A 13,424-nucleotide genomic window follows, 5' to 3' on the forward strand; every position below is an offset into this window, starting at 1 on the left:
TGATGGCGAAGATCGCGGACTCTGATCATTGATCCGCCTGCCGATGCAGCACCACCTGCAATACCGCGATCAACGCGCTCGCAAAGTCCGCTTTGCAAACCGTCGGCTCGTCCCGCATCCCCCAGTTGCGCGCGGCACCCGCCAACGTGCCGTCACCATACTCGGCATGGAGCTTGCCGGTCTCGCGGCGAAAGCTGTCTGCAATGTCGGCCCGTTCGGTGATCCGACGCGCGACGTCCATCCGTTCGGCCTTGGGCGCGCCAAGAACGGCGCGACCGGCGCAAATGAGGTCCGCCGCCAAAACGGGCCGCATCACGCCACCACATTGATCGTTTGGAACGGACCGGGACCATAGCGGGCCGAGTTCTGCGCAACTGCAATCTGATACAACCCGCTCAATCCATCAGCCTGCCGCAGCGCCCCGCTGTACGTCCAGGATGCACTCGGAACCGTCAATTCGCGCACAACGCTGTCCGCTTGCGTAACACGTACCGTGTAGCTCTCGCTTTCCTCTGCCAGCGGAACATCTGGCAAATCCCAGTCGTCGCCATCCACGCGGGTGCGCCGAATCCACTGAACCAGCAGATCACCGCCCTGCTCCGTTGCGCTCATGTGTACCGGCCGGTAGGGCCTTAGTCCGTTGCCATCGAACGCATGCACAAACTCTTCGTAAGACGGGTCGTCCACGCCGCGCCGCGCTGGTCCGATCCGGTAGGTTTGGGCAATGCGCCTCAAGTTGCGCGCGAGGTCAATCTGCGCTGGCACACCATTCAGCAAGACAAACCAGGACCCCGTCGGCCAAACATCAGGTGCAATCGCATCACTGCCCAACTGCCCCCGCAAACGGTGGCTCAGCAGGTAGCGTCCCGGCGCGATCAACTCCGCATCCCGGAACTGGAACAGTTCCCAGTTGTCCGTAGACCCGTCGCCGATGGCCACCAGATTGGCACCGCTCAGCAGGGCCTCGTCCGTGGTGGATTGCAATGTGCCATGCACCATGTCGACCTCAAGCGGATCACCGTTGTCGAACAAGCCCGGTGATGCATTGACCAGTGGTGACTTGGTGAACCCAATAGTGGATCGCGCCGCAACCAGAGAATTCAGGTAGAATCCAGAAACCGTTGGCGACTGGTAGACCGCCACGCTGCCGGGCCAAGGCGTGCCTGTGACCGCGACATAGGGGGCATGTGCGATTTCGCCGCCCGTCAGCAACGGCAAATCCAGAAAGACGGATGTCAGCGGCACAGGCGGTACAAACTCCCGCACCCGCGCCAACTCGTCTTCCAGATCAGACGGTTCATAAACCTCAGGCTCAACGCGCACCGCCTCAAGAATTTGCATCTGCCCGTTCTCGACCCGGTCCACGCGGTAACGCGCAGGACCCTCTGCCTGATCCGCAGCAACCTCGATGACATCGCCAGCACCAACCCCAATCAGCGACGGCGGCAAGGCCAGCCGCACCGACTCCCGCGAGATACGGGACTCCGTCAACCAACGCTCAGTGATCTGACGCCCCTCGGGGCGCGTCAGCGCCATCGGCAAATCGGTTGTCGACACCGAATGCGTTGCATCATCAGCCAGGATTGCCTCTTCCGACAGCACATCGAAATTACCATCCGTTTGCACGAAGCGAAGGCGCACACGGCCTGCCAGATCGGCTTCGGACTCTCGTGATTGCTCAAGCGTGCCATCAAGATCACTGCTGATCGCGAGGTGTTCGGACGGCAAAGCAACAGCGTCCTGCCCCGTGCGCATGATAAATTTCAGATAACCATCACGCTCGATCGCATCAAACGCATAGCGCAACATCAAAGGCTGCAGCGCACTGCGTGCGTCGGACACGTCATCAATCACGTAGCCGCGCACATACCCGTGCAAGGCGGACGTATCATAGGCACTCAACCCCGCACGATCACAAATCTCACCAACTACAGAGGCAAGCGTACGGGCCGATGTGCGGCCATTGATCCAATGTCCGCGGGGATAGTTCTCTCCGTCCGACCACTGGGTCAATGAGTTTGGAAAGAACGGGTAAGGGCGACAGTCCCAGGCCCAGACAAAGGCCCGGCTCATATCCACCATCGGCGCGTCATAGACCTCCGAGGTCGGATTGTTTGCCTCATCGGCCCAATAGGAATGCATCGCCCGCAGGTACTGCTTCTGGATCAGATCATCACGCGCACCGTTGGAGTACTTGGGCAAACTGCTCTCGGATGACTTCTGATCCAGGAACTTGTTGGGCTGGTTCGTCCCCTTGTCCACGGCGGCACAGCCCAGTTCATCGACCCAGGCCGCATCGAATTGCGGGCCCCGCAGCCCTTCGGGGTCATGGGCGGTGTGTACGCTGGCCACCGCGCCATTGGGCCATTCCAGCCGTTTGCGGGTCGCCTGCCACTTGGGACGGCGGTCAGGGGGCGAACAGGCCAGAATGCCACTCTCGCCGAAGATCATCACTTCACGCACCTGGTCATAGGTCTCGCCCACCAGTGCGATGCGGCGGGCACGGCCTTCGTCATGGGGCTCGGCCCCCTCGACCATGGATCGGACCCACTCGGCCCCGGCGCGCGTCTTGCCTGCACCGCGCCCGCCCATGATCACCCAGGTGCGCCAGTCGCCCTCGGGGGGCAGCTGATGCTCCAGCGCCCAGAATTCGAACAGAAAAGGGAGGGCGCACAATGCGCCCTCTCCCAACTCATCCAGAAACCTCTCCTGTGCCGCAGCAGGGGCGGACGCGAGCAAGCGCGCACCGAACCTCAGCTTTGGCAGCATCGAGATCGAGGGCGAACCCTCCTTGAGCGATCCGGCTGTGTTTTTGTCGGATATCTGCAAGTGCTGTCTCCAGTTTCTGGCAATTGATCATGACGGTCGTCACTTCCGATAGTTTGGATTTGACTTCCGTGACCTTGACGTCCTCCCCCTGTTCAACCCTTTCTTTGAGGGTTTTGAACTCTTGCCGCAGATCGCGGACAGAGTCCTGCACCGAGGAAAACAGCTCCTCGGTGCGGGCTTCTTCAAGCCCCGGGGTGATTAGTGTCATATGTGCATAACCTCTCATGCGTTGGGATTCCTCCGCACGAGCAAAATGAAAAAGCGACCCCGGATCACTCCGACGGCCGCTTGCCCACTTCTTCTAGCTTGTCACAAGTTATACGTGTGACCGTTCGCAGAGTCAAGCGTTTTGACCAGGCGCGCACCCCGCACAGCGTGCGCTGCGCTTAATAAAAAGCTAACAAAAACTGAATATTAGGTAAATGGGATCGCTAAGCCCCTGCAATCGCTACACAACCTTAAATTGTCCCCGCGGGGACAACACTTGCACATCGCGCCACACTACCCCACCGCCTTCACGCCCTGCAGAAAGTTCCAATACTGGGGCGAGCATTGATAGGCCGTTCCGTCCACGGTCTCATCGACCTCACTGGCGTATTTGTAGAACGACCCCTCCGAATTGACAAAGTCGAACTCGATCATGCAGTCATGAAAGCCCTGCGGGGGATAGTTGGCATAGATGAACATGCCCCCTTCGATGTCGGGGCGCGGCTCTTCGTCCAGGTAGGCGGGAAAATACAGGGCCACCGTCTGCGATGACCGCCCCTCGATCAGCGTGATGTCCGCGCTCCCCACCGCTTCGACATCCAGCCACGCCATGCCGTCGCCCGACAACTCCGGGTGATCCGGCCAGAACGCAATCGCCCGGTTCAGCACGACAGCACGCCGGCCCCGGTTCTCGATCAGCACCACATAGTGGTCCCCGGTCGAGGCGATGGTCGACACATTCACCGCCGTCTGCGGGCTCAGATAGAACTGCACCTGCGGGCCGACCAGGCCAGCCAGCGTGATCACGGCGAGGCCCAAAGACCCCGACGTCGCCGCCAGCGTGCCCCAGCGGCGCAGACCCTGGAAACTGCCACAGTGATGGCACTTGCCCGCCTTGGGCGCGATGGGCTGGCGACACGCCCGGCACAGTGGCGAAACATCCATGAGCGACCTCCCCTCGGACATGCCGAGGGAGCGGTCATGCGAACCTAGTTGTTCGAATTCGCCCGTTCGGCTTCGATCTCGCGCCAGCGTGCCACGTTCCGGTTGTGCTCGTCCAATGTTTCGGCAAAGGCGTGGCCGCCCGTTCCGTCCGCAACAAAGAAGACAAAGTTCGTGGCATCCGGCTGCCCGGCGGCCATCAGGCTCGCCCGGCCGGGATTGGCAATCGGGGTCGGCGGCAGCCCCTGGATGACATAGGTGTTCCACGGCGTCGCCGCGCGCAGCTCCGAACGGCGCAACCCGCGACCCAGCACGCCCTGCCCCTTGGTGATGCCATAGATCACCGTCGGGTCCGTCTGCAGGCGCATGCCCCGGTTCAGACGGTTCACAAAGACCGACGCCACCTGCCCGCGTTCCTCGGCCACCCCGGTCTCCTTCTCGATGATCGAGGCGAGGGTCAGCAATTCCTCGGGTGTGCGCAGTGGCACATCAGGATCGCGCGCCTCCCAGGCGGCAGAGACCAGCAGCTCCTGCTGCTCGGTCATCTGTGCCAGCACATCGGCGCGCTCATCACCGGGGCGCACCTCGTAGCTGTCGGGGGCCAGGGCCCCTTCGGGCGGGATCTCGTCCACAGCGCCGCGCAGGATGTCCATGCTGCGCAAGGCGGTGACCACCTGCCAGCTGGTCACACCTTCGGCCATGGCCACGCGATAGCGCGTGTCCTGCGCCTCCTTGACCTGCGTGTAGACCTCCGGCGTCTCTTCAACCTCGGGCTGGAACGCGGCACGCTCGACAAAGCGGTTGGTGGTCGGGTCCAGCTCGCGCACCTGCGCGCTCAGCCGGTTCACCCCGATGCGGTACACCACCTCGGTCCCGCAGGTGCTCGCACCGCCTTGCGTGACCACCTCGACGATTTCTTCCATCGACGCACCCGGCTCCACCAGGTAGCTGCCCGCCTTCAGCTGGCTTGTCTTGCCCGCATAATCCGCACCCATCCGAAAGATCGACGCACTGGTCACAGCACCCTCTTCCTCGAGGTTACGGCTCACCCGGCGAAAGTTCGTGCCCCGCTCCACCTGCACGCAGATGGCCTGCGTCAGCGGCCCCGGCCCCTCATACTGGCCCCGGCCCCACAGGATCACACCCCCGGCCACAAACAGGACCACGATCAGAAATGTCAGTGCGTTCGAGGCGATGCTCCGCCACATCAGCCGACTTTCCCAAAGATCACGCTGGCATTGGTGCCGCCAAAGCCAAAGCTGTTGGACAGGGCATAGTCCACCTTGCGCTCCCGCTTGGTGTTGGGGGCAAGGTCCACGGCCGTCTCAACCGCCGGGTTGTCCAGGTTGATGGTCGGCGGGCAGACCTGATCGCGGATCGCGAGGATGGAAAAGATCGCCTCGATGGCCCCCGCCGCGCCCAGCAAGTGGCCTGTGGCGGATTTGGTCGAGGACATGGTGACATTGCCCGCATGATCGCCCAGCAAGCGCTCTACCGCGCCCAGTTCAATCGTGTCGGCCATGGTCGAGGTGCCGTGCGCGTTGATATAGTTGATGTCCGACGGCTCCAGCCCCGCATTGCGCAGAGCCGCGCGCATGGAGCGCTCGCCACCCTCGCCATCCTCGGACGGGGCGGTGATGTGATAGGCATCGCCCGACAGGCCATAGCCCTTCACCTCGGCATAGATCTTCGCACCGCGCGCCACCGCGTGCTCGTATTCTTCCAGCACCACGATGCCTGCGCCCTCGCCCATGACAAACCCATCACGGTCCGCATCATAGGGGCGGCTGGCCTTGGCCGGTTCATCCGCGCGCTTGGTCGACAGCGCCTTGCAGGCGTTGAACCCGGCAATACCGATCTTGCAGATCGCCGCCTCGGCCCCACCGGCCACCATCACGTCGGCATCGCCCAGCATGATCAGACGGGCGGCGTCGCCGATGGCGTGGGCCCCGGTCGAACAGGCGGTCACCACCGAATGGTTGGGGCCCTTGAACTGATAGCGGATGCTCACCTGGCCCGAGATCAGGTTGATCAGCGCGCCGGGCACAAAGAACGGGCTGACCCGGCGGGGGCCCTTCTGTTCCATCATCACGGCGGTGTTGGCGATGGAGTTCAAACCGCCGATGCCGGACCCGATCAACACGCCGGTGCGCTCGCGATCCTCACGGCCCTCGGGCATCCAACCGGAATCCTCGACCGCCTGTTGGGCGGCCGCCATGCCGAACATGATAAAGGTGTCGACCTTGCGCTGTTCCTTGGGCTCCATATAAGCGTCGGCATTGAACGTGCCGTCCGACCCGTCGCCCAGGGGCACTTCGCAGGCGTAGGTGGTGGCGAGACCCTCGGGATCAAAGCCCGTGATCGGGCCTGCGCCCGACTGGCCTTCCAGAATGCGGCTCCAGCTCGCTTCGACACCATCTGCCAACGGGGTCACCAGACCCAGACCTGTCACAACCACTCTGCGCATCTGCTCATGCCCTTCTCTATAACTTGGCGCCTCTTACCGCGTGGCCGCACCCCTGTTCAAGCCCCCGCCCTAGCGGCGTCTTTCGCTTCGGAGCCGTCCTTGCTGACCCGCACGCGCCGGAATGGCCGGACCGGGCCAAGTCAAATCGCCGAGGGGCCCCGGCACGGGGAGACGGCTATTTGACTTGGGGCGGGCCGGACGCTCCGGCAAGACGGGATGGCAAGGACGGGTGCGCAGCGAAAGGGGTTTCGCTTTGGTGGGCTCCGCAGCGCCGGGTCGGCCCACCACATCGGCGGATAGGCGCCAAATCAATAATGTCGTGCGCCGCAAGGCGCGCCTTTGGATCACGGCCCGCCCCCTCACGCCTGGGGCGGAGATTTGCGCAGCATCAGACGCACCGGCCCGTCTGTATCCCCCGCGTCGCGCATCGGGACATAGCCCAGGCGTTCCGCCAGATGCAGAGACACGGTATGGTCAGGGTCGATCATGCACACCAGCGGGCCCGTCACCACGCGGTCAAACCAGTCATGGGCGGCCTGCGTCGCCTCGCGGCCCAAGCCCTGCCCCTGCACATCCGGGGTCAGCACCCAACCGGCCTCGGGCACGGAATCGAAATCTTCGCCGAGGCCGCGCGCGCCGTAAAAGAACCCCGCCTGCCCGACCATACGGCCCGAACTGTGTTCCTCGATCGCCCACTGGCCAAAGCCTGTCATCTGCCAGTGCCCGGCATTGCGCAAAAAGTTGTGCCAGCTTGCATCGCGGCTGCGCGCCTGCCCGCCGGTGAACTGCACCACCTCCGGCATGGCCCAGATTTCGGCAAAGCGGTCGAAATCGCCGGGGCGCATGGCGCGCAAGGTCACGCGCGCCGTGTTGATGGTCGGCACATGTCTGCTCATGTGGAATGTCCTGCCCGAACTTATTGTCGTTTTCACGAACTCTGGCAGGGCGCGGGCCACAAATGCAAGCGCGCAACGCAGTGCGCACAAAAAACGGCGCTCTTTCGCGAAGGAAAGAGCGCCGTTTGATCAGGCCGGGGCCTGAAACTCTCAGGAAGCCTTGGTGATGAAGCCCACTGCGTCGCCAAAGGTCTGGATGGTCTCGGCGGCGTCATCGGGGATTTCGATGCCGAACTCTTCTTCGAAGGCCATGACCAGTTCCACGGTGTCCAGGCTGTCTGCGCCCAGATCGTCGATGAAGCTGGCGTTCTCAGACACTTTTTCCTCTTCCACGCCCAAATGTTCTACAACGATCTTCTTCACGCGGTCGGCGATGTCGCTCATATGACTGTCCTCATTCTGCCGGGGCAAATAGATGCGCCCCCAAGTGGTGTCCCCATGAATTCAGGGCTCTGGTCTTTGCCCCTTGGGGCGGTGAAGCGCGCGGTGCCCGAACCGGTCCGCACGCCGAAATCTGCGCCGCCTATAGCATATCCCAAAAAGATGGCAAGGCTTGTGACGGCAGCGCCTACAACATGGCCATGCCACCGTTCACGTGCAAGGTGGTACCGGTAACATAGGCCGCCTCGGGGCTCGCCAGGTAGAGCACGGCGGCTGCGATCTCGTGCGCTTCGCCCATCCGACCGGCGGGAATTTGCCCCATGATTCCAGTCTTTTGGTCATCTGTCAGCTTGTCCGTCATGGCCGTGGCAATAAAGCCGGGCGCAACCGCGTTCACGGTGATCCCGCGGCTCGCCACCTCGTAGGCAAGGCTTTTGGACATCCCGACCATCCCCGCCTTGGAGGCCGCATAGTTCGCCTGACCGGGGTTGCCTGTCGCCCCGACCACGGACGAGATATTCACGATCCGCCCCCAGCGCGCCTTCATCATGCCGCGCATCACGCCCTTGCACAGTTTGAAGGTCGAGGTGAGGTTCACATCCAGCACCGACTGCCATTCATCATCCGACATCCGCATGAACAGGTTGTCGCGCGTGATGCCCGCGTTGTTGACCAGGATATCCAGACTGCCCATCGCCTCGATCGCCTGTTTCGGAAGCGCATCCACCGCCTCAAAGTCGCTGAGGTTGCAGGGCAGCACATGCGCCCGTTCACCGAGTTCATGCGCCAGTGCCTGCAACGGGTCGACCCGCGTGCCGCTCAGCCCCACGGTGGCCCCGGCCCCGTGCAGCGTGCGCGCGATATCGGCGCCAATGCCGCCTGACGCGCCGGTCACAAGCGCGCATTTTCCTGTCAGATCAAACATGTCCGTCCCTCGAAATGGTGTCGTTTTCCCAGCCCTGCCACGGCCCACGCGTGCGCGCAAGTCATGCCGGCAGGATTGTTGGGGTCCGTTCGCCCAAAAGCCAGCGGATCACGTCGACCGCGTCAAAGGCCAGGCTAACGCAGATGATGGCCACCACGACCCAGATGATCCGGCGCGGCCAGAGGCGCACATGCCCCTGCCCTTGCAGCCGCCAGAGGTAGACCACCACCGGCCCCCAGAAGATCAGATGCGGCAGCCCCAGCAGTTTGACATATCCCATCTGGGCATAGAGCCAGTTGATCGACACCGCCGCCGCCACGCTCGCCAGCACCGTCAGGACCGCGGCCAGCCGCGTTTCGCGCCAGATCAGCAGCGCCAGCGGCAGCACGAAGGCCCCGAAAAACAGGATATTGAGCCACAGCTGCACCCATGTGGGTTGCAGTGCCATCGCCTCGTTGAATGTCATCTGGATGTCCTTTCGATCACGGAGTGGGGTCGGTCACGTCCATATAGACATCAATCACGTTCAGCGCCGGATCGCGCGCCACTTGCCGGTAAACTTCCCGTGCCCAAAGGCCGCGCACCTTTCCCAGCGCCTTGGCCTGCGCGCTGAGGTCCTGGTAGATCTGCGGCAATCCATCGAACCCGCCCCGCAGGGTGTGGTGCAGTGCCTCGCTGCCCGGGGCCTCGAACATCTCAAAGCCCGGCAGGGCGCGGTCGAGCGGCACACCCACGCGCACCTCCATTTCATCACCGTCGATCCGATAGAGCGCGGTTTGCGGACCGACAAAGAAGAACCCCGCCTGCCCGATCAGCGCATCCATGCGCCCGAACACATCCGGGATCAGCCGCATCCGCTCGGCAAAGGGCACGGTGTCGACCACCCCGCCCAGTTGCACCGGATCAAGCGTGACGAGGTCAGCCATCCAGCGCCGCCTTGACATCGTCGGGCGTGCCGACGGCGCGGGTGGCGATGGCGCGGTCAATCCGCCGGATCATGCCCGATAGCGCCTTGCCGGCCCCGATTTCCCAGATTTCGCTCACCCCTTGCGTGCCCATCCACGCCACGCTTTCGCGCCAGCGGACCGAGCCTGTGACCTGCTGCACCAGCATCTCGCGCAGTTGGGCCGCATCTGTGCAGCCCGTGGCCTGCACGTTCGGCACTACGGTGACGCTGGGTGTCTGCATATCGACCTCGGCCAGCGCGTCGGCCATCACCCGGGCCGCCGGTTCCATCAATGCGCAGTGGAACGGGGCGGAGACGGGCAGCATCACCGCGCGCTTGGCACCCTTGGCCTTGGCGATCTCGACCGCGCGTTCCACGGCGCCGACATGGCCCGACACCACGACCTGACCGGGGTCATTGTCATTGGCGGCCTGGCAGACCTCGCCCTGCGCGGCCTCTGCCGCGACGGCGCCTACGGTTTCGAAATCCAGACCCAGCAGGGCCGCCATGGCGCCCACGCCCACCGGCACCGCCTCTTGCATGGCGCGCCCACGGGTGCGCAACAGCCGCGCGGCATCCGCCACGCTCAGGCTGCCTGCCGCGCAAAGGGCGGAGTACTCACCCAAGGAGTGCCCGGCGACAAAGCTGGCCTTGCCCATGCTCAGCCCTTCGGCCTCGAGCGCGCGCAGGGCCGCCATCGAGGTGGCCATCAGCGCAGGTTGTGCATTCTGCGTCAGCGTCAGCGTGTCCTGATCCCCCTCCCAGATCAGATCGCTCAGCTTTTCGCCCAGCGCCGCGTCCACCTCGTCAAAGACCGCCCGCGCCGCCGGATAGGCCAGCGCCAGATCGCGCCCCATGCCGATGGTCTGCGCGCCCTGCCCCGGAAATACAAATGCCACACTCATTGCCTGTCACTCCCCGCTTATATGTGCTGGGTCGGGTGTAATGGGCCGCACTGCCCCGGGCAAGAGAGTGCGGCCCCCTTGATCCTTCGCACGACAGCTGTGCGCGAATTCGCGGTTGTCTCTGGGGGCATACGCATAACATTAGGGGCACACGTGTTCCCATAGGGACAAGCATCGGAGAGCCACAATGCCCCTCGCCAACACCGCCGACCGTTTCGGCACCGTGTCCAAGACCTTTCACTGGCTGACCGCCCTGCTGATCCTCGTGCTGATCCCGCTGGGGGTTGTGGCCAACAACATGGCTTACGAGTTGCGCGCGGCGACCGCGCCTGCGGATGATCTGGTGGCGCGGACCGCCTGGCTGTTTTCCCTGCACAAGACGCTGGGCGTGACGGTGTTCTTTGTTGCGCTGGCCCGCATCGCATGGGCGTTGGCCCAGCCCAAGCCCGGCCTGCTGCATCCTGACCGCAAGATGGAGTCGCTGGCGGCAGAGACGGTGCACTGGCTGCTTTATGGCAGCCTTGTGCTGGTGCCGCTGTCGGGCTGGATTCACCACGCGGCGGCCTCGGGTTTTGCGCCGATCTGGTGGCCCTTGGGCCAGACCCTGCCGCTGGTGCCCAAATCCGAAGCCGTCGCGGCGGCCTTTGGCGGGGCGCATTGGGTGCTGACCAAAGTGCTGGCCGTGTCCTTGTTGCTGCATATCGCGGGCGCGCTGAAACACCATGTGATCGACAAGGACGCAACGCTGCGGCGCATGTGGTTTGGCCCTGCGGAGGTGCCTGCGACCGCCGGGGTGCACAAACATGCCGTGCCCATCGTGGCGGCCCTTGCCCTGTGGGTGCTGGCCCTGTCGGGCGGCGTGGCCCTGGGTGTCTATGCGCCCCATGGCAGTGGCGCCGAGAGCGCAGCGCTGGAGGATGTGCAATCGGACTGGCAGGTGCAGGAGGGTGCCCTGACCATCACCGTCACGCAGTTGGGGTCGGACGTCACGGGGCAGTTTGCCGATTGGACGGCCGCGATCAGCTTTGACGAAGCAGTGCAACAAGGGGTTGCGGGCAGCGTCGATGTGACCATCGCCATTGGCTCCCTTACCCTCGGGTCGGTCACGGATCAGGCGATGGGGCCGGATTTCTTCAACAGCACCGACTTTCCCACCGCGCAGTTCGTGGCCGATATCGTGCCCGTCGTGGATGGGTACGAGGCGCAAGGCACGCTGACGATCAAGGGGCAGTCGGTGCCCGTCACCCTGCCCTTTGGCCTGTCAGTGGATGGTGACACCGCGTCCATGGCCGGTGGCCTGACGCTGGATCGGCGCGACTTTGGCATCGGCGAGACGATGGCCGACGAAAGCTCGCTCAAATTCGCCGTGGCGGTCAATGTCGACCTGGTGGCAACGCGCGGCAGCGGCGACTGACGCACCCCTTCTCTGTTCCAAAAAAATCCCCGCCGGAGGCACAAAAAATAAGAGCCGTCTGAAAAGGCGGCTCTTATATAAATCATGTCACACCAAAGGTGTGTCAATTCCGTCAGATGCAGCTTGCGGGGCTTACTCCGCTTTCTCGGCCTCAAGCGAAATGCGCACCTCGACCTCGTCGCTGACCGCCGGGGCGAATGCGCCCAAGCCAAAGTCCGAGCGCAGCAGCGTGGTGGTGGCGTCAAAGCCCGCCCAGTCCTTGTTGGCCAGCGGGTTGGTGCCTGCCTGGTTCAGCGTGGCGTCCAGCACCACCGATTTGGTCACGTCGTTCATGGTCAGATCGCCGGTGATGGCGGCCGTGTTGTCACCCGTCACTTCGATCGAGGTGGAGGTGAAGGTGATCAGGTCACCGTCCTCGGCCCCAAAGAAGTCTTCGGACATGAAATGGCCGTCGCGCTGCTCCCAGCCGGTGAACATCGACTTTGTGGGCATCGACACCGTCACGCTCGAGGCGGCGGGGTTTTCCTGGTCGAACATGATCTCGCCTTCAAAACCCGAGAACATGCCCCAGGTCGTCGAAAAGCCAAGGTGGTTGTAGGAGAACAGCACCTGGCTGTGGCTGGAATCCAGCGTGTAACGGTCCGCCGCAAAGGCAATTGAGGCCGATGTCGACACAGCGGCGGCGGCAAGAAGAAGGGATTTCATGTATGTGCTCCACAAGGTTGAACGATGTGGAGCAAAGTTGGGTGTGCGCGCGTTCAAAGCAATTGCACATGGATCAACAGATTGTGCGCGCCCCTGAACAGGCGGATATGCGCATAATTGCGCCTGCTGGGGTGTTACAGTTTTCCTGCATCCTGCAACGCGTGGGTCAGGCTGGTGTGCAGGGCCGCGTCGCTCAGCGCAACCTCGGCGATCAGCGCGCCGTCCTCTGCCCAGAGCCGTGTCATGGTGCCGACCTGCTCGGCACGGCCCAGATCCGCCATGCGGGTGCGGCTGACCAGCTGACGTGCCCGGCCCTTGCCGCGCACGAGGCGGACTTCGCGGCGCACGGTGTCGATTTCGATCTCGACCGCAGGCAGGCTGCCGCCCATCTGCACCACGCTCAGCCCCAGAAAGCCCAGGATCAGCGACAGGGCAAACTTCATCAGCAACAGGTCGGCATCAAGCAATGCGCCCGGCTGCACCCAGAGGCCAATGGCGGCCAGCACGAGTGCTGCGCCCACGATGCGCTGGCCGCAGCGCGCCAGCCAGCGGCGCCCGTCCACGGTGCGCGGGATCTCTGTGGCTGGTGTGGCGGAGGTGTCGGTCATGGCATCAAAAAGCGCGGTCATTACTCTGTCATCCTTGTTGGGGTACACGACGGTATCTGCGGCCTACCCTTTCGTGCAAACTTGACTAAAATTGGGCGCTTACGGGGCGCGGGTGTGCCGGGCTTGCGCCGCTTGTTTGCCCTTGCCTGTGTCGGTGAGCCGTGTATACGGGCGCATCCCTGCAAAACCTTTTTTGCCG

Annotated in this window: 15 protein-coding genes; 1 reads left to right on the forward strand and 14 read right to left on the reverse strand. The window is 63.5% G+C overall.

Annotated elements, in window-relative coordinates; genetic code table 11:
* Positions 1-25 precede the first annotated feature (25 nt).
* The 12 genes from ACMHLQ_RS02945 to fabD form a co-directional block, all read right to left on the reverse strand.
* Positions 26-313 carry a hypothetical protein gene (locus ACMHLQ_RS02945; RefSeq protein ID WP_415403271.1) on the reverse strand — a complete coding sequence of 96 codons (288 nt, stop codon included), beginning with the start codon at positions 311-313 and terminating at the stop codon, positions 26-28.
* Positions 313-2,769 carry a baseplate megatron protein TIM-barrel domain-containing protein gene (locus tag ACMHLQ_RS02950; RefSeq protein ID WP_415403272.1) on the reverse strand — a complete coding sequence of 819 codons (2,457 nt, stop codon included), beginning with the start codon at positions 2,767-2,769 and terminating at the stop codon, positions 313-315. Before ACMHLQ_RS02950 ends, ACMHLQ_RS02945 begins: the two co-directional genes overlap by 1 nt.
* Positions 2,693-3,037, reverse strand: coding sequence for a hypothetical protein (locus ACMHLQ_RS02955; RefSeq protein WP_415403273.1), 345 nt, complete (start codon positions 3,035-3,037; stop codon positions 2,693-2,695). The genes ACMHLQ_RS02950 and ACMHLQ_RS02955 overlap by 77 nt, the downstream gene beginning before the upstream one ends.
* 293 nt (positions 3,038-3,330) lie before the next feature.
* The gene (locus ACMHLQ_RS02960; protein WP_415403274.1) at positions 3,331-3,981 is read right to left on the reverse strand and encodes a hypothetical protein; all 651 of its coding nucleotides are present in this window, start codon (positions 3,979-3,981) and stop codon (positions 3,331-3,333) included.
* A gap of 44 nt (positions 3,982-4,025) precedes the next feature.
* Positions 4,026-5,186: an endolytic transglycosylase MltG gene (gene mltG / locus ACMHLQ_RS02965; protein ID WP_415403275.1), complete on the reverse strand. Its 1,161-nt coding sequence runs from the start codon at positions 5,184-5,186 to the stop codon at positions 4,026-4,028.
* Positions 5,186-6,445 carry a beta-ketoacyl-ACP synthase II gene (fabF, locus tag ACMHLQ_RS02970; RefSeq protein WP_415403276.1) on the reverse strand — a complete coding sequence of 420 codons (1,260 nt, stop codon included), beginning with the start codon at positions 6,443-6,445 and terminating at the stop codon, positions 5,186-5,188. The genes mltG and fabF overlap by 1 nt, the downstream gene beginning before the upstream one ends.
* Before the next feature lie 359 nt (positions 6,446-6,804).
* On the reverse strand, positions 6,805-7,341 hold the full coding sequence (locus ACMHLQ_RS02975) for a GNAT family N-acetyltransferase (RefSeq protein ID WP_415403277.1): 537 nt from the start codon (positions 7,339-7,341) through the stop codon (positions 6,805-6,807).
* 150 nt (positions 7,342-7,491) lie between these two features.
* The gene (locus ACMHLQ_RS02980; RefSeq protein ID WP_415403278.1) at positions 7,492-7,725 is read right to left on the reverse strand and encodes an acyl carrier protein; all 234 of its coding nucleotides are present in this window, start codon (positions 7,723-7,725) and stop codon (positions 7,492-7,494) included.
* Between the two features lie 184 nt (positions 7,726-7,909).
* Positions 7,910-8,647, reverse strand: a complete 738-nt coding sequence (fabG, locus tag ACMHLQ_RS02985; RefSeq protein WP_415403279.1) for a 3-oxoacyl-ACP reductase FabG — start codon at positions 8,645-8,647, stop codon at positions 7,910-7,912.
* 61 nt (positions 8,648-8,708) lie between these two features.
* Entirely contained in the window at positions 8,709-9,113 is a 405-nt protein-coding gene (locus ACMHLQ_RS02990; RefSeq protein ID WP_415403280.1) for a hypothetical protein, read from the reverse strand.
* Positions 9,114-9,129: 16 nt separating this feature from the next.
* Positions 9,130-9,573 carry a hypothetical protein gene (locus ACMHLQ_RS02995; protein ID WP_415403281.1) on the reverse strand — a complete coding sequence of 148 codons (444 nt, stop codon included), beginning with the start codon at positions 9,571-9,573 and terminating at the stop codon, positions 9,130-9,132.
* A complete protein-coding gene (gene fabD / locus ACMHLQ_RS03000; RefSeq protein WP_415403282.1) occupies positions 9,566-10,498 on the reverse strand; it encodes an ACP S-malonyltransferase in 933 nt (310 codons plus the stop codon). Before fabD ends, ACMHLQ_RS02995 begins: the two co-directional genes overlap by 8 nt.
* Positions 10,499-10,685: 187 nt before the next feature.
* Between fabD and ACMHLQ_RS03005 the strand changes: the two genes are divergently transcribed.
* Positions 10,686-11,912, forward strand: a complete 1,227-nt coding sequence (locus tag ACMHLQ_RS03005) for a cytochrome b/b6 domain-containing protein (RefSeq protein WP_415403283.1) — start codon at positions 10,686-10,688, stop codon at positions 11,910-11,912.
* A gap of 132 nt (positions 11,913-12,044) precedes the next feature.
* Here the strand turns inward: ACMHLQ_RS03005 and ACMHLQ_RS03010 are convergent, their stop codons facing one another.
* Complete coding sequence (locus tag ACMHLQ_RS03010; RefSeq protein WP_415403284.1) at positions 12,045-12,617, reverse strand: YceI family protein; 573 nt, start codon at positions 12,615-12,617, stop codon at positions 12,045-12,047.
* 134 nt (positions 12,618-12,751) lie between these two features.
* Positions 12,752-13,246, reverse strand: a complete 495-nt coding sequence (locus ACMHLQ_RS03015; RefSeq protein WP_415403285.1) for a hypothetical protein — start codon at positions 13,244-13,246, stop codon at positions 12,752-12,754.
* Between the last annotated feature and the right edge of the window lie 178 nt (positions 13,247-13,424).

Origin of the sequence: Tateyamaria algicola (assembly GCF_047715485.1) — a bacterium.
Taxonomy (GTDB): Bacteria; Pseudomonadota; Alphaproteobacteria; order Rhodobacterales; family Rhodobacteraceae; genus Tateyamaria.